Raw genomic sequence first — 25,233 nt, 5'->3', positions numbered from 1 at the left:
CGTTAGATAATTACTTAAAATAGAACTAATATTTGAATCTGCTTAGAACATACGTCTTATTGGTATTTTGTTTCTTTGGAACAATGTACTTAGCTGCGCAAAATAGCCAGTTACGGGCATATACCATTGCAGATGGTTTACCACAGTCTCAAGTATATGATATTGTACAAGATGAAATGGGTTATCTGTGGTTGGCAACCCAAGGTGGCGGATTGGCAAATTTTGATGGCGAAATCTTTGAAGTATGGAATGAAAGTGACGGTTTACTCTCTAATTATATTGATGCCTTATATACCGCAAATGACTCTCTTTTTGTGGGAACCAGAAAAGGACTTTCTATAAAAGTAAAGAACAACTTTGTAAATTTTAATTCCCCACAAATTCTTCAATTCTACACTGCTGTAAATGAACTGTATGTAGGTACTAAAAAGGGACTCTATAGCTATTCTAAAAATAAAGAATTAAGTAAGGTTACTATTAATCCTGAAATAGATTCTAGCGAAATTAATTCCATTCTTTTTGATGGAAATCACTATTGGCTAGCTACTAATAACGGCTTGTGGAAATTGAATGCATTGAGCGAATCAGCCTCTGAAAAGAGTAAGGTTGAGGTGAATAATTTTAAGTCTGTCATTCAACATAATAACAAAATACTAGCAGCGACATTTGATGATGGTGTTTTTATAATAGATCAAGATACTAACGATGACCGGTTTCTAATGCCAGAACCATCACGTATAAACTCCATGTCAATTCAAAATACAGATGAGTTATGGGTAGCTACTGACAATGAGGGTATAGCAATTGTAGAGACGAATACCTTTGCTGAGGTCAAGCAATTGAATACAGCTAGTGGTTTGGCGACTCCGCATATACGTAAAGTAGTAAAAGATGATATAGATAATCTATGGATTGCAACATCTGGTGGCGGATTTTACAAGTACTTTCAGAATAACTTTAAGCACTATAATCAAAGATCAGGCCTTAAGGGAAATCGGGTTTATGCGGTGCATAATGCTGCAGACGGATTATGGTTTTCCACATCAGAAGCTGGCTTAGCAAAAATAGATTCCTCAGGAATTCAATCACTACCAAGTAAGGGTACATTTTTCGATGTTAAGATCAAGACAATCGATAGCGATGTAAAAGGCAATATTTGGGCAGGATCAGACAATAGAGGACTTTTATTTCGAGAAACTAAAATGGTAGACAGTTTGGTGTTCTCGTCAAGCGAAACCTTTTTAATACAGATAGATACGGTTTCTGTAGAAAGAACCACCAATCATATCATTGATGAGAGCAAAGGCTTTCCTTCAGATTGGGTGCGTACCGTAATTGCCGATGATGATTATATATGGGCAGCTACGTATGCATATGGTATTGTGAAATTCAATTACTATTCAGATAATGACAGCCTTGTGATTAGAAAAACCTTTTCTAAGCGAAATGGCATTGCCGATATGCTGATAAAAGGCATGGTAAAAGCACCAGATGGTAAACTGTGGTACTCCACGCAAAACGGTCATTTAGGGTATATAGAAAATAACAAGGTTACCAATATTGAAACCGGTTTAGAACAACAAACTGCAGTTAATACTATTTTGTTTCATGATGATATTATTTTCTTAGGTACATCGGGTAAGGGTATTTGGTATGCGAACAGCACTAATCCTGTAAATTTTCAGCAATTAAAAGGAAGCAAGAATTTATCTTCTAATAACATCTATCAGCTCATTTTCGATGACCAAGGATATATATGGGCAGGTTCCGAAAGGGGAGTGGATAAAATAGAATTAAATCCTGATAACGAAATTGTAGACGTCTATCACTTTGGTAGAAATGACGGATTTTTAGGAATAGAAACCTGCTTAAATGCCGTAGATAAAGATGACTCTGGAAATCTATGGTTTGGTGCCATTTACGGATTAACCAAACATGTGCCTAGTGAAAGCAAAAAGGCGTCGTTAGCACCAACAGTTTATTTTACGGGAGTAGAGGAGCGGTATAAGAATATTGATTCCTTAATTCTAAAAGACTGGACAAATAGTAACAAGGTACTACAACTAACTCCAGAGCAGACACAACTAGGTTTTTCATTCAGAACGGTAGATGTGGATCACCCAAATGAAATTGAGTACAGAACACGATTAGATGAAACGGATTGGAGTCCGTGGGTAAAAGAGAACAAGCAAAATTTTGCGGGTCTGGCTTATGGGTCTCATACTTTTCAAGTGCAATCTAGAAATTACAGATGGCAAGAAAGTGAACCTATAAATTTCGGTTTTTTTATTGATAGTCCGCTGTACAAAAAAGACTGGTTTCAATGGTCCGTTTTAGCATTGGCAATTGTTGTATTGTTAAGTGTTGGGTGGTTTTACATTCGTAAGATAAAAGCAAAGAACAAAGCGGAGCAAGAACGATTGAAAACACAGAATTACCTGCTAACCTTAGAGCAGAAAGCATTGCAATTACAAATGAATCCGCATTTTATATTCAATGTTTTAAATGGGATAAAAGCAATGGCAGGCAACAAGCCAGAAAAGATGGATGCCACCATTAATAGCTTTGCCATATTATTGAGAGAAACACTTCAGAATTCAAGGAAAGAACATATTAGTTTAGACCAAGAAATTAAGGCGTTGCGGCATTATGTAGAAGTAGAGCAATTAATGGCACAGAAACCTTTTGAGTATACTATCAGGGTAGAAACTAACCCTGATGCCGAAGAGATATTGATTCCGCCAATGTTAATTCAGCCATTTGTAGAAAATGCAATTAGACACGGTATTTTAAAAGGCGATAAACCGGGCAAACTTGAGATAGGTTTTAGTACTAGTAAGACCCATTTACAATGTAGTATTGTTGATAACGGATTAGGTATTTTTAAGTCGCAAAGCGAAAAGCCGAAGACCGACCATCAATCTATGGCATTGACCGTTACCAAAGAAAGATTGGAATCTATTGCCGGGAAGAATACCTTGCAGATCAACGAACTTAAAAATGAAGACGGTAATATCGAAGGCACAAAAATTACCTTTAAATTACCTTTACTAACAGATTATTAAAGACCTATGCATACAGCGATAATAGTAGAAGACATGATCGATGCCATGACCCTTTTAAAAAAGGATATTGAGACCCAGCATCCAGATATTGAAATTATCGCCACGGCACAGAGTGTAGTGGAAGCCGCCAAGGTACTGCGTAAGAATCAGCCAGATATTCTGTTTTTGGATATTATGTTGGGTGATGGTACGGGCTTTGATCTTTTAGAGATTTTTCCCGATTTAAAATCCAAAATCATATTCGTAACTGCAAGTGATGAATTTGCGATACGTGCTTTCAAGTTTGCCGCAATAGACTATGTGTTAAAACCATATTCTAATGAAGATTTGAGCTTAGCTATATCTAGAGCAAAAGAGCAATTGCAGCCTAATAAAGAACGTTTACAGATTTTAAAGGAGACTATTTCTGCACCCGAGAAAAAACCAAATAAGATATCGTTACACACGCTAGACCAGATTATCATCGTGAGTTTAGATGATATCATTCGGTGCGAATCTGATAGTAACAACACCATTTTTCATCTACAGGATAAACGCAAGATATTCGTAACAAAGACCTTAAAGTACTTTGCAGACCTTTTAAGTAGTCACGATTTTGTTCGTGTGCATCAAAGTCACCTGGTCAATTTACAATGCATCAGTGCCTTTATAAAAACCGATGGCGGTTATTTAATGCTTAAGAATGGAGAGAATGTTCCTGTTTCTGTTCGTAAGAAAACCGAGATTATTGAGATTTTAGATAAGATGCATAGGTAGGATAGTCTTTTGTTTACGTTATTTTAATTTCAGCAATCACCATGAATTTTTCCAATATCATTTATGCTTTTCTATTCTTTATGATTTTTCAAGATGTTCATTCACAGGATACTTTGGATATGAAAGAGGTTTACATTGAAAATGAACTGGTCTATAGGTATTCAGATAACTTTCGTTTTACCGGAGTTGTACAGTTGAAAAGGAAAAAGAATGAGGTTTATTTTGAAGAAGTATATAATGATGGCATAATTTTATTTGATTATCAATATTTAAAAGGTTCAAACAGAAGGTTAATTTATCAAAATGATTATAACCGATATAAGCCGTGGTCAAAGGAAAAAGAATATTATTACCCAAAATCTGGTAAATGGACTCAAATAATAAGTTTTGACAAAAACGGAAAAAAGATTTTAGTTGAACAGTTTGAAAAGGAAGAACTAACCTACAGCTGTCAATATTCTGGTAAGAAGAAAAACGGGCAGGAGGTTTGTTATGATAAAGACGGTAATAAATTGATATACCAGTATGAAAATGGAAAAATCTTAAAGGGAAAGAAACATAGAGAATAATTTCATAAACTTTACTTTTTATATTTGAAAATGTAAAAATTAAGATAGAATATTAGTTTCCTTTATAATACTTCCGAAGAACAAAAAATCAATGCCCCATTTTTATATTATTCTCAAAAGCGGTATTGAATGTTATAATTTATGTTAAGGTTAACATAATAGTTTCAAAAGCCTAACTATTTTTAGAGGGCACGAATTCAGTTACATATTTCATACTAACCGTAAAAAGGGATATTCACGAGTTGTCCTTATTACATATGGTAAGCATAGAAATAGTTGTTTTCTTAAAGAACAACGCTAACAACATTGAAACACTATAAAACTAACACATGAAAAGAAGAGATTTTGTACAGTACGCCGGGTTGGGTGCCGGAGCACTAATGATGCCATCATTATTGCTAGGAAATGACATCCCCACGGAGGCTTTACTAGAACCTGGTATGGATACCTTGGTAAAAAAGAGAATGGCAGATGTGGCATTGAACACCGCCAAATCTTTAGGAGCAACATATGCAGATACCAGAATTGGTAGGTACCTGAACCAATATGTTTTTACTAGGGAAGATAAAGTACAGAATGTAGTAAATACAGAATCTTTCGGTATCGGTATTCGTGTTATTGCTAATGGAACTTGGGGTTTTGCCTCAACCAATAGCGTTACCGAAGACGGTATTAAAAAAGCAACTGAACAAGCCGTTGCAATCGCCAAAGCAAATTCTAAAATTCAAAAAGAGCCGGTAAAATTGGCTCCCGTAAATGCTTACGGAGAAGTTTCTTGGAAAACACCGATCAAGAAAGACTTTAAAGAAGTTCCTGTTTCAGAAAAGGTAGACCTTTTATTAAGCGCAAATGCAGCCGCTTTGGATAACGGAGCAAACTTTGTGAACTCCGCCTTATTCATGGTTAACGAGCAAAAGTATTTTGCATCTACCGATGGTTCTTATATAGATCAGGACATACACCGCTTGTGGCCTACTTTGAGAGTTACTGCAGTTGATAAGGCTGCGGGTACTTTTAAGACTAGAGAGAATATGAGTGCACCCGTAGGTATGGGGTATGAGTATTTAGACGGATTAGAATCTGAAAAACTTGAAGGTCCTGCAGGGTTACGTTTATACAGAAATAGTTATGACATGGTAGAAGATGCTACGATGGCAGCGAAACAGGCTAAAGAAAAACTAACGGCAAAGTCCGTTGATGCCGGTAAATATGATTTGGTATTAGAACCGAATCACCTTGGATTGACTATTCACGAATCTGTAGGTCACCCATTAGAATTGGATAGAGTATTAGGCTACGAAGCAAATTATGCCGGTACTAGTTTCGCCTCTTTGGATAAGTTGAAATCGGGCAATTTTAAATACGGTAGCGATATTGTAAACCTTGTTGCAGATAAGACCCAAGTTGGTTCATTAGGCGCTGTTGGGTATGATGATGAAGGAGTGAAAGCCAAGAAATGGGATTTGGTACGTAACGGAGTATTGACAAATTTCCAAGCCATACGTGACCAAGCACATATGATCGGTGAAGAGGAATCTCACGGTTGTTGCTACGCACAAAGTTGGGACGATGTTCAGTTTCAGCGTATGCCTAATGTTTCTTTAGAGCCGGGCAAAGAGAAATATTCTATTTCTGAAATGATCAAAGATGTAGAGAAAGGTATTTATATAGCGGGTCGTGGATCATATTCAATAGATCAGCAACGTTACAATTTCCAATTTGGTGGTACTGTTTTTTACGAAATTAAAAATGGTGAAATCGTGGGCATGTTAGAAGATGTAGCATACCAATCAAATACCCAAGAGTTTTGGAATTCATGTGTTAAGATTTGCGATAAAGATGATTACCGTTTGTTCGGTACATTCTTCGATGGTAAAGGGCAGCCTTCACAGGTGAGCGCAGTATCTCATGGTAGTTCTACTGCCAGGTTCAATGATGTAAACGTAATTAACACTGGTAGAAACATTTAATTGTTTCACTCAAAAAAGAACAACAATGGCAATTTATACAAAAGAAGAAGCAAGAAAAATATTGGAGAAAGCATTGAGCTTTTCCAAAGCCGATACCTGCGAGATAAATTTAAGCGGTTATAACAGCGGCAATATAAGATATGCACGAAATACGGTATCTACATCTGGGTACAGTTCTAATCAAAGTTTGGCGGTACAATCTAGTTTTGGTAAAAAATCAGGTACGGCTACTATTGATGAGTTCGATGATGCATCATTGGAAAAGGTGGTGAGAAGAGCTGAGGAATTGGCACAACTTTCCCCAGAGAACCCTGAGTTTATGGAGCCTTTAGGTCCTCAGATGTATGATGAATCGGTAACATACAGCGAATCTACGGCAAATGTAACTCCGGAATATCGAGCAGAAGTAGCGAACAGTAGTATTGTTCCTGCGGATGCAAAAGATGTTACCGCAGCAGGATTTTTAAATGATTCTGCAGGCTTTAGCGCAATGATCAATTCAAAAGGATTGTTCGCTTACAACCAATCTACAGATGTAGATTTTACGGTAACCATGCGTACCAATGACGGTACAGGTTCTGGCTGGGTATCAAGAGATTTCAACGATGTTGATAAGTTCGATGCTGATGAAGCTGCAAAAACCGCAATAGACAAAGCAGTGCTTTCTAGAGAGGCAAAAGCAATAGAGCCAGGTAAATACACGGTGATATTAGAACCAGCTGCTTCGGCAGATTTGTTGCGTAACATGTTTCGTTCATTGAATGCACGTACTGCTGATGAGGGTAGAAGCTTTATGTCTGCAGCTGATGGTAAAAATAAGATAGGAGAGAAAATAGTTGACGAACGTGTTAATATATATTCTGACCCGTTGAATCCTGAAGTACCAACATCAACTTGGAACGGTGCAGGACAGCCATTAAAGAAAACAAGCTGGATTGAAAACGGAGTGGTTAAAAACTTGGCGTACGACCGTTTTTGGGCAAAGGAAAAAGGGGTTGAGCCAGTTCCTTTCCCGTCCAACGCAATTATGACCGGTGGTGATGCAAGCTTAGAAGAGTTAATTAAGAGTACTAAAAAGGGAATTCTTGTAACACGTTTATGGTACATACGTAGCGTAGATCCACAGACCTTATTGTATACGGGATTGACAAGAGACGGAACGTTTTACATTGAGAACGGAGAAATTAAATACCCTGTAAAAAACTTCAGGTTTAATGAGAGTCCGATAATCATGCTGAACAACTTAGAAACCCTTGGTAAGCAAGTGCGTATCGACGGTAATTTAATACCATATATGAAAGTTCGTGACTTTACGTTTACGAGTCTTTCAGATGCAGTATAATTGATATTTTGATTAGGTAAGCTGGTTGTTTGTGACATATCACAGCAGCCAGTTTTCTTTTTTCCTACTGAATAAAAACACAAACTACTTACCCTTGAGCAACGAATTTTTCTTTACGAGATTACAGTACGAGTCTGGCGATTGGGACGTTGACCAACGTATGCCCTCGAATCTGTTGAATTCATTGGTGGAGTATACTACGTTGAAAGTAGATACTCAAGAAAAGATTATTTCGCTGGCAAGCGATGATATTTTTAAGAGTCCGTTTTGCTATATCTCTGGTCATAAGTTGGTGGAGTTTACCAAAAAGGAAAAAGAGAATTTTGAAAAATATGTGCGTAACGGCGGATTCATTTTCGCAGATGATTGTAATCACGATATTGACGGATTGTTTGCCAAATCTTTTGAGCGGCAAATGGAAGAAATATTTGGTCCGTCCGAATTAAAAAAAATACCCAACGACCACGAATTATATTCCATTTTCTTTGACTTTGAAGATGGACCACCAACCACATCACAAGAGCTGAACGGCTGGGGAGATGATTTGGTGCATGATTATTTAAAGGCAATTGTCATCAATGGAAGAATAGGGGTTTTGTACAGTAATAAAGATTACGGCTGCGAATGGGATTATGATTTTAGAAATAAACGTTGGTATAAAATAGACAATACACGGTTTGGGGTAAACATCGTCATGTACGCCCTAACCTCATAAACACATTTTTGAATGGATAAAGAATTACAACGTATTGCAGATGAGGTGGAAATGCTTTCCGGTAAATTGAATGCTTTAAAGCAAGAAATAGGAAAGGTGATTATAGGTCAAGAAGAAACCGTATCGCAATTATTGATTACGTTTTTAGCCGGTGGTCATGCTTTGTTAGAAGGAGTACCCGGTTTGGCAAAAACCTTAATGATCAGAACTTTGGCAAATGCAATTGATTTAAAGTTTAAAAGGATACAGTTTACGCCCGATTTAATGCCTTCGGATATTATCGGGACCGAGATATTGGAGGAAGATCATACCACAGGTAAAAAGTTCTTTAAGTTCAATAAAGGACCTATATTTTCTAATATTATACTAGCGGATGAAATAAACCGTACACCGCCAAAAACTCAGGCGGCATTATTGGAAGCAATGCAAGAATTTGAGGTTACTTACGGAGATAAAACGTATCCCTTAGATAAACCGTTCTTCATTCTAGCAACACAAAACCCTATAGAACAATCGGGAACCTTTGTTTTGCCAGAAGCACAGCAAGATCGTTTTTTGCTATATATAAAAATTGGATATCCTACTCAAAAAGATGAGGAAACCATATTAAAGGCAACTACCGGAGGTATAAAAAAGAAACTGAATAAGGTTATTTCTGGTGATGATATTGTACGATTGCAGCAGTTAGTTCGCGAAGTTTCTATAAGCGATGCACTCATCAGTTTTGTGAGTGATATGATTCGTGCTACGAGACCGGAAACCACAACAGATTCTTATGTTAAAGACTGGGTAGACTGGGGTGCAGGTCCGCGTGCAGGTCAAGCAATGATCTTAACGGCAAAGGCTAATGCATTGTTATCAGGTCGGTTATCGGTTACGTTAGACGATATTAAAAGTGTAGCGTTACCAGTGCTTCGCCATAGAGTTTTGGTCAACTTTAGAGCAGAGGCAGAAGGCATAACTTCAGATAAAGTAGCTACTCATTTGTTAAATGCTATTGAAATAAAAGGCAAATAAACAACGCTCCATTACCGAGTACATGGCAAAACAGGACTATCACGATTTATTAAAACCAGAGGTCATCAATACGGTTGAGGGACTTTCCTTGATATCACGTATTGTGGTCGAGGGCTTTACGTCCGGTTTAAATAGAAGTGCCAGTGTGGGTCCTGGTATGGAGTTTAGTCAGTACAGAGGTTACGAACCCGGTGACGATTTACGATTGCTGGACTGGAAAATGTTGGCACGTTCGGGCAGGTACTACATCAAACAGTCAGAGATAGAAAGTCAGGTAACCATTAAGTTTATTGTCGATGCCAGTGCTTCAATGCTGCATAAAGAAAAGGACTTGTCGAAGGTTGATTTTGTACGAGTCTTGGTGGCTACACTAGCATATATGGCTCATAAGCAAGGAGATTCAGTTGGTCTTTTCGCACTCAATGAAAATGATGTCGTTAGTATTTACCCCAAGGTAGATAAAAAGCACTACAACAGATTGCTGCTAGAATTAATTAATCTTTCTAATTCTGGTAAATGGCCAGAAACCCATATTGCTAATAAGCGCATTCCGAATAGAGGCGGTAAAGAATTGATTTTCTTTCTAACCGATATGTATGAAACCAGCGAGGAGATTTCAAAGTTTATCAAAGGATTAAAATCCGCCAGAAATGAAGTTGTGGTACTACAAGTGATGGGATCAGCTGAAATGAATTTTAATTACGGTCCAAACATCACTTTTGAAGATTGGGAAACAGGGGCACGTGTAAAAGTAGATACAGAAAAAGCAAAAATAGAGTATTTAGCTGCTCTAGAAAGTAGATTGAATAAAGTAAAGGACGAATTACTTTCAAACGGCATTGATCACTATGTCTTTCGTATGGATGCACACTTGGGTGAAGCATTACAATTATTTTTAAAACAACGTAAAAGACTCGGTTAATATGTCATTCGCACAACCTTCATATTTATGGGCTTTATTGGGACTTTTGGTTCCGATAGCAATCCATTTATGGAGTAAAAAGGAAGCGAAAACTATAAAAATTGGTAGTGTTCAATTGCTATCAGAATCAAAATCGAGACAATCTAGCAGTATACAATTAAACGAATGGTGGTTGTTGCTACTGCGTATGGCGATTATTTCGTTGATTACTTTGGTTATGGCAAAACCGCAATGGCAATCAAAGGTGAACAACAGTAAACTGACCTATGTTATAGAACCTGAATTAGCAAGGAATGAAAATTTCATGGCTCGTTTTACTGATGTACAGGCAGATCAAGAAATAAGGCTTTTACAATCGGGTTTGCCTAAAAATGATATTGAGCTTGACAAATTAGAAGATTCTAGAAGTGTAGATCACTGGTCATTAGCATCAGAAATGGATGCCTTAGAAACCGATAGTATTATTGTTTTTACCAACGGATATGCCAAAGAACTAAAAGGAGCAAGACCAGAAACCATACATGATATCAACTGGATAGTTTTGGATTCGGCTCAAACTGTTGAGAAGCCTTTATTAGCATATCAGAAAGAAAAAAATATAGCTTTATTTACAGCCAATAACAGTCCGGTAGTTTCAAAAATAGCAACGAAGACTATTGAGCTAGGTGATGCATACCAACTAACATCAAATGGTGATAGTTTACAGGTTTCAAGTTCAAGTTCAGTAAAAATTCCTTTAATTCAACAATCTGCTTTAGAAGTTTCTTTGGTGTATACCGATAGTCTAAGTACAGATAAAAGGTATATTGAAGCAGCATTGGCAGCTTTATCGACTTACTTAAATAGAGAAATAAAAGTCGAAAGTTTTTTAGATAGCGAACTATTGGAGAATAAGGAAGCGGATTTAATGATTTGGTTAAGTACTAAGCCTGCTCCAGTTACAGCTCGAAAGACACTTGTATTTAAAAATGATTCCATTGCTAATTCACTTATAACAAATGATGAAAATGAAAATACATTTTATATAACAGAAAGAATAACCACAGAAAATGCCTTATCTGGGCGATTAACAGAGAATCTACTAAGCATTTTAGATGTCGATGAAGAGCTACGTGAACTACAAGCTAATGCTGATATTCGCTCGGTTACGGAAGCAGATTTAGAAACTAATTTTATAGAAAGTAGCACATCTAAAACCCACCAAGCCAGATGGAATCTGAATCCGTATTTGTGGATTGTTCTGCTAGTATTATTGATTGTAGAACGCTTTGTAGCATATAAACGAAAACAGTAATGGAATCAGGTAAACTACACTTGATAAAATTTCATAAGCGTTGGCAAATCTTGTCATACGCAGAAGCTGCCTTGTATGCTATTGGCATTGCCGTTCTTTTCTATTTAGTTTCTAAAAATCTATGGCTTGGCGTTTTAAGCTTTGTAGTTGCGGTAGTCGCAGTGCTTTTTATACAGAGGCCTTGGAAACATAATTTAGCTACCACAGGCACTTATGTGGATGCACATGTAGATGAAGCATCGTTTAGTACAGGACTATTGTTGCAGCCAGAAGATTCATTATCAAATCTTGCCAAGCTACAACGCTATAAAGTATCAGAAGAGCTTAGCAAAAGGTTAGGTGCTATTCATCCGCCTAATAAATTAAAACAGGCGCTAATGGTTACGCTAGGGTTGGTCTTGCTTGGTATTGTTGTGCAACAATTAGACTTGTTTAAAAGCGTAGAAAGCGTTTTAGAGAATGCTACTAACGAAACACAAATTCAGTTTATAGCAACAGATAGTATTATTGAGAAGTCCATCATTCCAAAAATTTCTAGTCAAGATATTAGTGTTACTTACCCATCCTATACCCGAAAAGGTACAATTGCTGTAAGTGACCCAAACATAAAGACGATTGCTGGTGCTACGGTTCAGTGGCTATTGGTCTTTGATAACTCTGTTACTGAGGTTTACTTAGACCGCATGGGGGAACTAATTCCGTTGCAAAAAGGCGAAAACGGGTATCGTATTAAGCAAGTATTGTTAGAATCGGGATTCTATAGTTTCAAATTCAAGAATGAAGATGGTATTGAATTTACATCAGATTTATTCTCGTTGGAAGCAATACCCGATAATCCGCCAGAAATAGAGATTTTAGGATTGGAGCAGTACACGTATTTTGATTTTTCAGATAAAAAAGTTGTCGAACTACAAAGTACAATTACCGATGATTACGGAATTGACGAAGCCTATATCATAGCAACCGTAAGTAAAGGATCGGGAGAATCGGTCAAGTTTAGGGAAGAAAAATTGAAATTTAAGCAAGCTATTACAAAAGGTGTGAAATCTATACGAGCAACTAAAACGCTGGATTTAAATACCTTAAAAATGGAAGTAGGCGATGAGCTTTATTTTTATATTGAAGCCTTCGACGAAAAACGACCTAAACGAAATGTGTCGCGTAGCGAAACCTACTTCGCTGTAATTAAAGATACGGTTGGTGAGCAATATGGTGTGGAAGGAACCTTGGGCGTAGATCAAATGCCCGATTATTTTAGAAGTCAGCGACAGTTGATTATCGATACGGAGAAGTTGATAAAAGATAAACCGAGCATTACGATTACCGAATTTAAGTCGAGAAGTAATGAACTGGGGTTTGACCAAAAAGCGTTGCGCTTAAAATATGGTCAGTTTATGGGCGATGAATCTGAAATGGAAGAAGCTCCAGAAGAGATCGAAAGTGAAGAAGAAGGTGAGGACCATGATCATGCTGAAGATCAAGAAAATGTAATAAAAGAATTCATGCATGACCATGATGGTGATAATGAGCATAATCTGGTAGAAAAGCATGAACATCATGAAGAAAATGATACCGAAGAAGCAGAAGATCCATTACACGACTATCTTCATAATCATGATGATCCTGAGGAATCTACTCTGTTTGAAGAATCTTTGAAAACAAAATTGCGAAAGGCATTAAGTATCATGTGGGATGCCGAATTACACCTACGATTAAACGAGCCAGAAAAGTCATTACCATTTCAATATGAAGCTTTAAAATACATTCAAGAAATAAAGAATAGTGCCCGTATTTATGTACACAGAATAGGTTTTGATCCACCACCAATAAAGGAAGACAGTAGACTTACCGGTAAAATAAAGGATATAGAGAATTATCGAAAGAACGAAACTAAAGAGGTAGAAAATCCTTTTGAAGCACTTGAGAATGCAGTTGCTCGATTAGAACAGTTCATTCAGCAAGAAAGCACTTTTAATGAGGCTGATAATGCCCTTTTTACAGCTGCAGGCAATGAGTTGGCTAAATTGGCAATAGCTAACCCAAGTAAGTATTTACAAGTCTTACAAGGCTTAAAACGAATTGAAAATAATACGGAGCGGACCATGGCTAATTATAAATTTGTTCAAAAAGGATTATTAGCTGCCTTACCAAAAACTGCACAAGTACCTGGCGCTAAAAAAGAGTATACCGACGATATCAATTCATTATTTCTAAAACAACTAGAGGTGTATGATTGATGGTTTCTCATTTTTGCAAAAAGAGCTCATAATCCCCATTTTACTTGGCGGATTAGTAGTTTTTAATATTTATGTTTGGAAAGAATGGCAAACGAAACAAAGAGGTCGGTTTGTTGTAAATTCTATTGTTGCTTTGATAACAATCTTGGCACTGGCTATGTTAATTCTAGAGCCCACAAAAGAAGTTGAGATTAATGATAGTCAAGCATTAGTGCTGACCGATAATTTTGATGAAGTAGCAAAAGACAGTCTTTTAAACCATTATAAGGACATAAAGGTATTAGATTATAATCCTAAAAAATCGATTCGTAAAGAACTGGATTCCCTCACGAATGTTATTGTGCTTGGTGATGGTGTTGAGCCGTATGATTTTTATTTGTTCGATAGCATTCCCACAACCTATATTCCTAATGCTGCCCCAACGGGAGTTACGCGATTGAACTATACAGAACAGCTAGTATTGGGTAATGAATTAAGGGTTTCTGGTAGTTATTCAAAACCCATAGAAAAGTCATTTTTAGTACTACAAGATTCAAGAAATAACGGGTTAGATTCTATACAATTCGTTGGAGATAAGAATGCAGATTTTAACCTGAGTACTCGCCCAAAAGTAGCTGGAGTTTATATATATCAATTAGCGGTTAAAGATAGTGCTGGCGTTATCTTAGAAACGAATCCGCTTCCTATAGAAATTCAAAAGAAAGAACTATTACGAGTTCTGATTTTAAATACCTTCCCCACATTTGAGACAAAATACCTGAAGAATTTCTTAGCTGAATCTGGACATGAAGTTATTGTTAGAAGTCAGTTGACAAAAGGAAAATATAAGTTTGAATATTTCAATACTCCGACACAACCGGTTTATCAATTTACTGATGCGGTTTTGCAAAAGTTTGATATCATTATTGTAGATGCCGAAACCTATGTAAGTTTCGGTAAATCTGCCAAATCTAGATTTGAGAAGAGTATTGCAGAAAGTGGTTTAGGACTATTTATTCAGCCAAGTGATTTCCTTTTTAATAGTCGAAGCAGCGACGCCTATTTTAAATTTAAACGGGACAGGATTAGTACAGTACCATTACCCGAATTCGCTGCTGAAACAGAAAAGTACCCGTATCAGTTTGATGAACAATTATTAGTAGAACCAATTCGTTTGGGGGGATCATCAAATATTGCTGCGTATCGACAAATGGATAACGGAAAAATTGCAACGACAACACTATTAAATAGTTATCAGATTTTGTTGAATGGAAAGAGTGAAGTGTACCATGGTATTTGGACCACTCTTTTAGATAAGATAGCAAAGAAGAAAGGGCAGGTAGTTTCATGGAAATCTAATACCAAAATCCCAAGAATAGACGAGCCATTTCATTTTCAGGTTCGAACAAATGTAGCCGAATTTGGGGTTATAAATGAAGACAGAATTTCGGTGTCGCTTGTTCAAAAGCCGTTACTGCCGAGTCACTATTCAGGTACTGTGCATCCGAAGGAAACAGGGTGGAATACATTACAAGTTGAAAATGATAGTACGAGCTTTTCATACTTTGTTTATGACAATATAGATTGGAGCGCTTTAAGAAGTACTGCGAACATAGCAGCTAATAAAAAGAAATTTGGAAACGGAACAAAAAAAAATAGAACGGTTGTTGTGGACCGTCCTATTTCTCTACTAGTATTTTATATCCTATTTCTGTTAGGGATAGGGTGGTTGTGGCTTTCACCAAAACTATCCGCCGAAGGCTAAATCAATTTATTAATTTAGTGAGGTAATTTATTTTTTACTAATCCGTACACGAAAGTACCTAAAAGTGCTCCGCCAATAACAACAAGAATAGAGTAGTAGCCAGCACCAACAAGCACATACATTGGACCGGGGCAAGCACCAGCCAAGGCCCAGCCTAATCCGAAAATAATACCACCAATTAAATAACGGGCAACACTTTTATTTTTAGGGTGTAAATTCATTTCATTTCCACCAATCGCCTTGATCTTATATTTTTTGATGATTTGCACACCAATAATACCGATAGCAAGTGCAGAGCCTATGATACCATACATATGTAAGGATCCAAATTGAAACATCTCGTAAATGCGAAACCACGAGGCAGCTTCAGATTTATACATGATGATACCGAAAAATATACCTATGGTTAAATAACTTATATATTTCATATTAACTGAATATTAGAGGGAATAAAAGGTGAATCATAACTAAGCCGCCAATAAAGAAACCGATAACGGCAATTAAAGAAGGTAACTGCAAATTACTTAGTCCAGATATGGCATGACCACTGGTGCAACCACCGGCATAACGAGCACCAAAGCCCACCATGAATCCGCCAATAATTAAAATTGCCAATACAAATGGGTCTGTAAGATGTTCAGAAGCAAAAAGTTCAGTTGGTAAATATGCTTCACCAGCACTTTCAATTCCGTAATCGGTAGAAAGTTGTTGAGCAACTTCAGGATTAATTTTCACTGTATTATCAGACATAAATTGAGAAGCGATAAAGCCGCCAATTACGGCACCAACCACAACAATCAAATTCCACCGTTGCGCTCGCCAATCAAACTTAAAGAAATCTGAGTATTTGCCAGCACCGCCAATAGAACACATAGTTCTAAGGTTAGATGACATACCGAATTGTTTACCTGCATAGAGCAGAATAAACATCGTGAGGGCAATTAAAGGTCCGGCTACATACCATGGCCATGGGTCGTATAGTAAATTCATAGTATTCTTTTGAGAGAACAAAGTAATGGAATTATAAGAACAACGTAGGTAACAAATGTTACAGAAGTTATTGTTCTAATTAATACATATCAATATTGGTTGACTTATGCATTTTTTTAATCAATAATTTCAGGTGAAAATTATAGCTATAGTTTGATTAATATCATATTTCTATTTCAATATGATGATTAGTTTTGAATGTATTTTCTAAGATGGATTACAAATGAGAGGAAGTTCAAATACACTGATTTATGTTATTGCAGGTATCATCTTGCTTCACTTTGTTGTAGGTTTTATTTGGCTTATTTATAAGCTCAACAAAAAAAAAGAAGAGAAGGAATAAATCTGACCTAAATAGAAAAGTTGGTTCTAAAATAAATGGGTTTTATAGTTTAAGATTTATTGAATTTCTGATAAACCTTTTTAGCAATTAAAAGGCCCAAAACACCGCCAATAGCAGATACTACTAAATTTAGGGCTAGGCGAAAACCATCAAAATCACCATCATTCATGATTGACCATGGGTTAAAGCCTAAGCGACCAAAGGTTTTTATGAATAAGATACTTCCAAAAACACCAATTACGGTATTGCCGGTAAATCCAAAAGAATACTTCTTTTTAAAATTACCAAAAACGTTAGCGGCAATTATACCTATAAGAATGCTGATCAATGATATTAGCGTACCTGTCATGATGTTCTGTATATACTAATGCCCATAATCCATATTGTCGACTTTACCTTTCATCAATCTCTTTTGAATGATCATGTAAATTAATATAAGGAGAAACCCTAAAATGCCCCAATAAATGGCCACAGACAATCCGTATTCTGATGCCGCAGTATTATAAATAGTCAACGGTTCGTGAGTATCATTTACAGAAGGTAATATTATAGGGAATAAAGAAGCTAACGATGATGTAATACCACCAACAATCAATAAAGATGATAGTACAAATGCGTGACTGTCTTTTTTTATTTTTTTGATAAAAAACAATCCTACTAATCCACTTAAGTAAATTAATGGAAATATGAGTAAATATGGTTTGTCACCAAAGTTATCTAATGAATTCGGATTCACTACTTGCCATACAACTAATGAAAAAACTGTAAGAACAGCTAAAACAATATTTAGCTTAAAAATGACTCCTTTAAGTTTCGTATTTATAGATGAATTGGTTTTTAAGATAATCCAGTTTGCGCCATGTATAGCTAAGGTAACCACAGCTATTAATCCTATAATAATTGTAAACCAATCTATAACACCAGGGTGCTCGGATAAAGGGCTAAAACTACCATCCCATAATGGTAAAAAGAAATAATGCCCTTCGTGAACAGATATTCCATTATCGAAACCACCTAGGTTAACGCCTCTTACAATGTTGCCTAAAGCGATACCAAAGAATAAGGCTAATAGTAAACTAGAAACACCGAAAGATGTATCCCAGATATCTTTCCACATTTGAAATTTAAACTGACTCCTTAATTCTAGTCCGATAGCTCTAAAGATTATAAGCCATAAAACGAGTATTAGCGGCAAATAGAATCCGCTAAAAACAGAAGCGTAAAAAGTGGGGAAAGCCATAAAAAGCATACCACCGGCAGCGACTAACCAAACCTCATTAGAATCCCAGAATAAACCGGCAGATTTTGCAATTACTTCTTTGTCTTTTTCAGTTTTAGCGAAGAATAAATGAATGATTCCCGTTCCGAAATCATAACCATCTAAAATAAAAAATACAGTTAAAACAACGGCTATTGAAATGTACCAGAATATTTCCATAATTAATGTAATTTAGATTTAGGACCTTCATTAATAGTTTTACCAACTAAGACTAAAAATAGTAGCCCAAGTAGCATATATAAAGCAACAAAACCTAGTAAAGTAAACAAGGTGTTACCAGATGAAACGGTTGGCGAAATACCATCGCTAGTTCTTAATAAGCCATAAACCAAATATGGTTGTCTACCTAATTCAGCAGTATACCAACCTGTTAGGTTTGCGATATACGGGAACGGAACTAGAAACATAATTGTCCAAAGTAGTGGTTTGATATTGTATAATTTTTTACGCCATAATAAAAAGGCAGCCAATGCCATGATACCCATAAACACAGTACCCAAACCAACCATAATATGATAAGAATAATATAGGGCAGGAACGTTGTCTGGTAATTCTTCTTTTTCGAATTTATCCATACCATCAATCTGTTTATCCCAATCTTGATAGGTTAAAAAGCTTAAAATGTTTGGTACGGCAATTTTGTTGTCCAATTTTTTTTCAACCATATTAGGTTGCCCGATTAGCACAATTTCGGCACCAGCTTCTTCAGTTTCAAAAATACCTTCCATAGCCGCAAAAGCTGCAGGTTGGTGTTTAGCAACATTTTTCGCATTCCAGTCTCCCGTAGGGAAAGCAACCAAAATACTAGAAACTAAACCAAAAATGACTCCCGTTTTCAAAAACAGTTTGCCATGTTCAACTTGCTTATTTCTTAAGATATAAAAGGCACCTATACTTGCTACAACAAACGAAGAAGTAACAACAGAAGCGAGTTGATTATGCAAGAACGCAGGTAAGAGCCACGGGTTACTAAACAGTGCAGAGAAGTTTTCTAAAACGAATTTACCGTTTTCTAATATTTCGTAACCAACGGGGTGTTGCATCCAAGCATTCGTCGCTAAAATGAACCAACCACTTGCCCAAGAACCTAAGAATACAAGAAAGCCTGTTAATAGGTGGAGTTTTTGCCCCATTAACTTTTCGCCAAAAATAAAGAGCGCTAAAAAGGAAGATTCTAGAAAGAAAGAAAACATACCTTCCATAGCTAAAGTCTGGCCGATAATACCACCAGTAAGTTCAGAGAATTTTGCCCAGTTAGTACCAAATTGAAATTCCATCGGTATGCCGGTTACGACACCCATAGTAAAGTTGATGGCAAAAATTTTCATGAAAAATTTAGCCGAATCATTATATTTTTCAATCTTATTTCTGAGGTATTTCCATTTAAAATAAACTATCAATAAAGATAGCCCCATTGTTAATTGTGGAAATATATAATGGAATGTGATAGTAAAAGCAAATTGCAGTCTATCATAAAAAATCATGTCTTCCATAGTCTATATATTTTGTAATAGCTAGTATGATGACAAAAGTAAACAACACCTGATTTTTAAAGGTAACCTATGTTACATATTTGAGGAAAATTCAAAATAAAACAAAATCAAAGAGCTTAAAGAATTAAAGTTTGAGAACTGTTTTTTAATATGTTATAAGTTAATTCTTAATTAGTATCTTGAAAATAATAGCAAAGAAAAATCCCTAGAAATTGTATGAACAAATTCTAGGGATTCAGAATTATAAATAATTGACTTAGTCTTTATATGCAGAAAGCATCCAAACTAATTTTTCTTGCTGTGTAATATAATCACTCATTAATGATACTGTACCTTCATCTTCTGCCTCAGCAGCAATTTTAAGGGTAGCTCTTTCTTTTTTTAGTAAAATAGATAAGCTAGCTAAGATGTTATCAATAGCCTTATCGCCATCTACTACATTTTCACTTGGTTTAATTTCTGAATGCTCAATATATTTGGCGAAAGTATGAATAGGGGTATTGCTCAAGGTAAGAACTCGTTCAGCAATTTCATCAACTTTTATTAAAGCATCATTATATAACTCTTCAAATTTTAAATGAAGTTCAAAAAACTTTCTCCCTTTAATATTCCAATGAAAACCTCTTAGGTTCATATAGAACATTTGATAATTTGATAGTAAATCATTTAAATGATTTGCGATATCATTAGAGTCTTTTTTGTTTAATCCGATGTTTGATAAATCTGTATTTGCCATGATCTTGAATATGTATGTAATAGATAAAATTTATTAGTTATTTAATATTTGATAAAGATAATCTATATTGTTTATTTCGTGGGTAACATGAGTTACATATTGCGATTTTTAACTTTTTTTAACAACAAATGACAACTACTCGATTTTTTCAATCAATTAGCAATCAGAAAGCGAATATATTTTCAAAAATTTAGAGTGTAATCTTTATATAAATTTGTTTATTAAGTGTAATGGGTATGCAAGTAAAAAGGAACCACGTATGTGTCCCTTTTATAATTTGATATTTCTCAGAATAATTGTTACGGTTTATGGCATAAAAGTATACCCGTCCATTTGATAATTGGCAAGTACCATCATTGCAGATAGCCCTAATTCTGTATTCGGGTTTAAATCTGCACCAGTAATATCTCTAGCGGCAGTTGCTTGTGCGCAAACATAAAATTCTACTCCGTAGTCCTTTAATAATTTTATAACGGCTGCATCAGGATTTTCCTTTTTATATTTTTCTTGGTATTTCGCATCATTTAAAGCAGTGAAAGTTGCGCCACCATGTATAGCTGCAACGATGTTCACTTTATCTGCAGAAACACCACCGGCGCCTAGCATATTTATCATTCTGGCGATTTTGAAATAACCTACATTAATGCCATCTAACTCACGATCATCTTTAAGATCAAATAACAGGTTATATTCTTTGGTAGGGTCAGCTTGAACAGCTACATCCTTAAATTCTTTAATTTTCCCGTAACCATCAATAACGGGCGTTGTCCATTCTTGGGCAGTTGTAATTTGTGTTGCCATAAGTACTATTGCAATTAGAAGTGCTTTTTTCATGTGTTCGTCAATTTTAAAAAGAATATAATTTGGTTAAAATAATATGTTGATTACTACTAATGTCCGTTATTTTTGATTGGAATAAAAGTAAGTTAAAGTATTTAACGTTACTGTAACTTGGGTTACTTTAATAATCATGTGTTTATTATAGATTCGTTATTTAAATTAGCGTAAGATTACAGTTCTATGAAAGATTTACGAGCATTTGCGAAACTATTTTTAAAGCTATTTGCAATGATCTTCGTTTTGGTAGGCCTTGTCTTTATATGGCTATTAACGTATGAGCGTAGCGTTGAAAAAGATGCGATTATTAAAACTGAAGAAATTGTAGTTAATGATATTTGGCAACCTAAAGATGCAATGGCAGAGTTGGCTACTATGCCTGCGACAGTTAAAGAGGGGTACTACCTAATTGCAGAATCTTCAAAATTTATGGGTCCGAATGCAGAGCATGCTGTAGATAGGTATAGCGGCAATAATTTAGCTTGTACTAATTGTCATTTACAAAAGGGGGCACAGGCGGGCTCTGGTTCTTGGGTGGGTATTATAGAACGATTTCCTCAATTTGGTGGTCGAGGTAACAAACAAGGTACGATTGAAGATCGCATAAATGGGTGTATGGAGCGTAGTATGAACGGCAAAATGCTTCCGGTAGATTCTGACCAGATGAAGGCGATTGTAGCCTATATGAATTGGTTGAGTGAAGATGTACCAGAAAATAGAAAGGCTGAGTTTAAAGGATATCCAAAAATTAAGATTCCTGCTGTTGCAGTAGATTTAGAAAAAGGAAATCAGGTATATCAAAAAGAGTGTATCATCTGTCATGGCGAAAATGGTGCCGGTATACTAAATGCGGTCGATGGTAAAAGCTACACGTATCCGCCACTATGGGGTCCAGATAGTTTTAACGATGGTGCAGGTATGAATAGGGTAATTACTTCGGCAGAATTTATTAAAAGCAACATGCCTTATTTACAAGCGACTTGGGACAACCCTAAGCTGACCGATGAAGAAGCGTATCATGTAGCAGGATATATCAATAGTTTCTCTAGACCACATAAATTAAATACCGAAAACGATTACCCAGACAAGAAACTAAAACCGGTTTCAACACCCTACGGTCCATGGGTAGATGATTTTTCTGCAGAACAGCATAAATACGGACCTTTTCTACCGATAATGGACTTTTACAAAAAGGAATACGGAATTACCAAAACAAAGTAACCCCATGCGATTTGTATATCTGTTCATTTTTTGTTTGCCCATATTTTCTATGGCACAAGATACTGTTGCGGTAAAGAAAAAAGGAACCTTATCTGGGCAATGGCGTACGTATTATATGATGACGTCAAATAAAGGGGAATTAAAAGATTTTAATGCTTTGGCAACAGGAGGTAAATTAAAGTACCAGTATAATCTATTTAAAAACTTAGAAGTAGGTGTAGCATTATATAACGCTACGAATTTAGGATTACAAGATTTAACCATACCCGATGCGACAACAGGAAGAATTAGTAGATATGAAGAAGGGTTGTTCGATAGATTAGATTTAGAAAATGATGCTGTTTTTTTATTAGGAGAACTGTATGCGAAATATCACCTAGCTCAGCATTCATTTACGCTTGGGCGGATGAAAATAAATACACCGTTAATTAACCCTGAAGATGGTAGAATGATACCCACTTTGGTACAAGGGTTTTGGTATAATTTTGATGCAGAAAAGACAAAGTTTCAATTGGGTGTACTAAATGAAATAGCACCAAGGTCAACAGGGGAATTGTATGGTATTGGGGAAAGTATTGGAACCTATCCCGTTGGTAGAAATATTTATGGTAATGCATCGGCATATGCTGATAATACTGAATCGGACTATGTATTAATGGCAAATGCCGAGTTTAAATTACCAAAAGAATTTAGTGTAAAAGTCTGGAACCAATATGTGGATAACGTTTTTAATTCTGTCTATATAAAACCTAAATTAGAAGTATCTAAATCTATTATTTTAGAAGGGGAGTGGTTACATCAAAATAAGGTAGGTGATGGGGGTAGCGGTATAGATTCCCTTCGCTATTTTAATCAGAAATCATCAGATGTTTTGGGGATGAAAATCGCGTACAAAAGTAAAGCAGGTCTAGTTTCTTTGAGTTATAATAGAATATTACCACATGGTCAATTTATCTCGCTAAGAGAGTGGGGTAGAGAAGATTTGTTCAGTTTTCAAAAGCGAGAACGTAGCGAAGGTTCAGCTGATAATCATGCTTTAGTTTTAAATTATAAAAAGGACTTTACCCTATTAAAAGATCTAAATCTTATGTCGATCTTAAGTATCGGTAAGCACTGGAAACCAGATCCAACCGATGCTACCTTAAATAAGTATGCGATGCCAGATTACACCCATATTAATTTAGATGTTTTCTTCAATATTAAAAAGTTAAAGCGCTTAAGACCAGAATTATTATTGACCTCTAAAATTGGAAATGGCGATATACCAGATAATCCTAATTTCTATTTTAATAAGGTAGATATGTTTCACTTAGACCTAATTCTTAACTATAATTTTTAGCGTCCGACAAGTTGGTCGCTTAAATTCTTATTAGGTAATAATCTTACTATTTAACCTTACAGGTACTGCCACCGAACAGCGTATACAGAGGGCAAAAACTAACAAATGAAGTTAATACGAAAATGGCTGCAACTGCTAACGCCACATGACCTAAAACACCGGTTACGGTATCTGTCAAAAATGCGATTAAAAGCGCTGCCGCAATAATGAATCTTATGAATTTGTCTGTGGTTCCCATATTTTTTTTCATGATACTTATTTTTAAATTAATGAATTAAGTCAAAATGTAATGTTGTTACGATATTTCAGACTTAGTCAAAAGCGAACAAATTTTAGTTAGCTTTTCTACTGCAAAGTAGTGCTAAATAATAGTGCGACAAATGATATTGGTCATATGCAAAATTGCTCTATATCATTCTATTGTAAAGTAACTTTGGTTACAGTAGGGTCATTTTTAAAAGTTTATTTTTGCAAAAAGAAAATGTAGAATGGAAGCCTATATAGATGCGTTTTTAAATGCGGTGACGGGAACTTTTAGTTGGACATGGAAATCAATCCTTTTTCAAGTACCCTGGTATCTTAATTACTTTTGGGGCTTAATTTCTATATCGCTTATAGTTTGGTTTTTGGAAATTATTTTTCCTTGGAGAAAACAACAAGGTGTATTTAGAAAAGATTTTTGGTTAGATGGCTTTTACATGTTCTTCAACTTCTTTTTGTTTGCCATTGCCATAAGTGGTATTTATAGATTATTGCAAGTGTTTTTTACTGATATCGGGGTAAAAGCAAATAGTTTGGCACTAATAGATATATCTAACTGGCCAATGTGGGGTCAGCTTTTATTATTCTTTATCGTATTAGATTTTGTGCAATGGTTTACACATACCTTATTACACAAATATGCCTTTCTTTGGGAATTTCATCAAGTGCACCATAGCGTAAAAGAAATGGGCTTTGCAGCTCATTTACGATACCATTGGATGGAGAATATTTTGTACAAACCCTTGAAGACCTTCGGAGTTATGATTCTTGGCGGTTTCGAGCCAGAACAAGCTTATATTGTTCATTTTATAGCCATAGCAATTGGGCATTTCAATCATTCTAATATAAAAATTACTTGGGGTCCTTTGAAATATATTTTAAACAACCCAGTAATGCATTTATATCATCATGCATATGATTTACCAGAAGGAACATATGGTGTAAATTTCGGAATTAGCTTGAGCCTTTGGGATTATATATTTAAAACCAATTACATACCAGAAGATAGTGGAGATGTGAAATTGGGTTACCCAGGAGATGAGAATTTGCCAGAAAACTTTTTAGGTCAGCTGACTCACGGCTTTAAAACAAGGAAGAAGTAA

Annotated in this window: 22 protein-coding genes; 14 read left to right on the top strand and 8 right to left on the bottom strand. The window is 35.8% G+C overall.

The window, feature by feature from the left end; genetic code table 11:
* Positions 1-83: 83 nt before the first annotated feature.
* From Q0871_RS12175 to Q0871_RS12125, 11 genes are all read left to right on the top strand, one after another.
* Entirely contained in the window at positions 84-3,065 is a 2,982-nt protein-coding gene (locus Q0871_RS12175; RefSeq protein ID WP_299323653.1) for a two-component regulator propeller domain-containing protein, read from the top strand.
* Positions 3,066-3,071: 6 nt separating this feature from the next.
* Entirely contained in the window at positions 3,072-3,821 is a 750-nt protein-coding gene (locus Q0871_RS12170) for a LytTR family DNA-binding domain-containing protein (protein WP_299323648.1), read from the top strand.
* Between the two features lie 41 nt (positions 3,822-3,862).
* On the top strand, positions 3,863-4,390 hold the full coding sequence (locus Q0871_RS12165; RefSeq protein ID WP_299323643.1) for a hypothetical protein: 528 nt from the start codon (positions 3,863-3,865) through the stop codon (positions 4,388-4,390).
* Positions 4,391-4,719: 329 nt separating this feature from the next.
* Positions 4,720-6,360, top strand: a complete 1,641-nt coding sequence (locus Q0871_RS12160; protein WP_036155444.1) for a TldD/PmbA family protein — start codon at positions 4,720-4,722, stop codon at positions 6,358-6,360.
* Between the two features lie 25 nt (positions 6,361-6,385).
* Complete coding sequence (locus Q0871_RS12155) at positions 6,386-7,702, top strand: TldD/PmbA family protein (protein WP_299323632.1); 1,317 nt, start codon at positions 6,386-6,388, stop codon at positions 7,700-7,702.
* A 94-nt stretch (positions 7,703-7,796) separates the two neighbouring features.
* Positions 7,797-8,417: a DUF4159 domain-containing protein gene (locus Q0871_RS12150; protein ID WP_299323628.1), complete on the top strand. Its 621-nt coding sequence runs from the start codon at positions 7,797-7,799 to the stop codon at positions 8,415-8,417.
* Between the two features lie 12 nt (positions 8,418-8,429).
* A complete protein-coding gene (locus Q0871_RS12145) occupies positions 8,430-9,434 on the top strand; it encodes a MoxR family ATPase (RefSeq protein ID WP_299323624.1) in 1,005 nt (334 codons plus the stop codon).
* 22 nt (positions 9,435-9,456) lie between these two features.
* On the top strand, positions 9,457-10,356 hold the full coding sequence (locus Q0871_RS12140) for a DUF58 domain-containing protein (RefSeq protein ID WP_299323620.1): 900 nt from the start codon (positions 9,457-9,459) through the stop codon (positions 10,354-10,356).
* A 1-nt stretch (position 10,357) separates the two neighbouring features.
* Positions 10,358-11,650, top strand: coding sequence for a BatA domain-containing protein (locus tag Q0871_RS12135; protein WP_299323616.1), 1,293 nt, complete (start codon positions 10,358-10,360; stop codon positions 11,648-11,650).
* A complete protein-coding gene (locus Q0871_RS12130; RefSeq protein WP_299323611.1) occupies positions 11,650-13,887 on the top strand; it encodes a DUF4175 family protein in 2,238 nt (745 codons plus the stop codon). The genes Q0871_RS12135 and Q0871_RS12130 overlap by 1 nt, the downstream gene beginning before the upstream one ends.
* Positions 13,880-15,631 (top strand): hypothetical protein, encoded by a 1,752-nt coding sequence (locus tag Q0871_RS12125; RefSeq protein WP_299323606.1) that lies wholly within the window; start codon positions 13,880-13,882, stop codon positions 15,629-15,631. Before Q0871_RS12130 ends, Q0871_RS12125 begins: the two co-directional genes overlap by 8 nt.
* A gap of 14 nt (positions 15,632-15,645) precedes the next feature.
* Here Q0871_RS12125 and Q0871_RS12120 read toward each other — a convergent pair whose 3' ends face one another.
* The 7 genes from Q0871_RS12120 to Q0871_RS12090 form a co-directional block, all read right to left on the bottom strand.
* The gene (locus tag Q0871_RS12120; RefSeq protein WP_299323602.1) at positions 15,646-16,059 is read right to left on the bottom strand and encodes a DUF6691 family protein; all 414 of its coding nucleotides are present in this window, start codon (positions 16,057-16,059) and stop codon (positions 15,646-15,648) included.
* Position 16,060: 1 nt separating this feature from the next.
* A complete protein-coding gene (locus tag Q0871_RS12115) occupies positions 16,061-16,621 on the bottom strand; it encodes a YeeE/YedE thiosulfate transporter family protein (RefSeq protein ID WP_299323597.1) in 561 nt (186 codons plus the stop codon).
* A gap of 392 nt (positions 16,622-17,013) precedes the next feature.
* Positions 17,014-17,313, bottom strand: a complete 300-nt coding sequence (locus Q0871_RS12110; protein ID WP_299323592.1) for a hypothetical protein — start codon at positions 17,311-17,313, stop codon at positions 17,014-17,016.
* 15 nt (positions 17,314-17,328) lie between these two features.
* A complete protein-coding gene (gene cydB, locus Q0871_RS12105; RefSeq protein ID WP_299323588.1) occupies positions 17,329-18,402 on the bottom strand; it encodes a cytochrome d ubiquinol oxidase subunit II in 1,074 nt (357 codons plus the stop codon).
* Positions 18,403-18,404: 2 nt separating this feature from the next.
* A complete protein-coding gene (locus tag Q0871_RS12100; protein WP_299323583.1) occupies positions 18,405-19,736 on the bottom strand; it encodes a cytochrome ubiquinol oxidase subunit I in 1,332 nt (443 codons plus the stop codon).
* Between the two features lie 256 nt (positions 19,737-19,992).
* The gene (locus Q0871_RS12095) at positions 19,993-20,472 is read right to left on the bottom strand and encodes a DNA starvation/stationary phase protection protein (RefSeq protein ID WP_299323575.1); all 480 of its coding nucleotides are present in this window, start codon (positions 20,470-20,472) and stop codon (positions 19,993-19,995) included.
* A gap of 306 nt (positions 20,473-20,778) precedes the next feature.
* Positions 20,779-21,306 carry a DsrE family protein gene (locus Q0871_RS12090; protein ID WP_299323572.1) on the bottom strand — a complete coding sequence of 176 codons (528 nt, stop codon included), beginning with the start codon at positions 21,304-21,306 and terminating at the stop codon, positions 20,779-20,781.
* A 186-nt stretch (positions 21,307-21,492) separates the two neighbouring features.
* On the opposite strand from Q0871_RS12090, the gene Q0871_RS12085 reads away from it, so the two are divergent.
* Positions 21,493-22,530, top strand: coding sequence for a c-type cytochrome (locus tag Q0871_RS12085; protein WP_299323568.1), 1,038 nt, complete (start codon positions 21,493-21,495; stop codon positions 22,528-22,530).
* A 49-nt stretch (positions 22,531-22,579) separates the two neighbouring features.
* The gene (locus Q0871_RS12080) at positions 22,580-23,869 is read left to right on the top strand and encodes an OprD family outer membrane porin (protein WP_299323564.1); all 1,290 of its coding nucleotides are present in this window, start codon (positions 22,580-22,582) and stop codon (positions 23,867-23,869) included.
* A 46-nt stretch (positions 23,870-23,915) separates the two neighbouring features.
* Here the strand turns inward: Q0871_RS12080 and Q0871_RS12075 are convergent, their stop codons facing one another.
* Entirely contained in the window at positions 23,916-24,119 is a 204-nt protein-coding gene (locus tag Q0871_RS12075) for a DUF2892 domain-containing protein (RefSeq protein ID WP_299323559.1), read from the bottom strand.
* 238 nt (positions 24,120-24,357) lie between these two features.
* Here Q0871_RS12075 and Q0871_RS12070 point away from each other — a divergent pair, with 238 nt between their 5' ends.
* Positions 24,358-25,233: a sterol desaturase family protein gene (locus tag Q0871_RS12070; RefSeq protein ID WP_299323554.1), complete on the top strand. Its 876-nt coding sequence runs from the start codon at positions 24,358-24,360 to the stop codon at positions 25,231-25,233.

Origin of the sequence: uncultured Maribacter sp., from assembly GCF_947500985.1 — a bacterium.
In the GTDB taxonomy this organism is placed as follows: domain Bacteria; phylum Bacteroidota; class Bacteroidia; order Flavobacteriales; family Flavobacteriaceae; genus Maribacter.
Note: the sequence above shows the minus strand (reverse complement) of the source record. Positions and strands in the feature narration are given on the sequence as shown.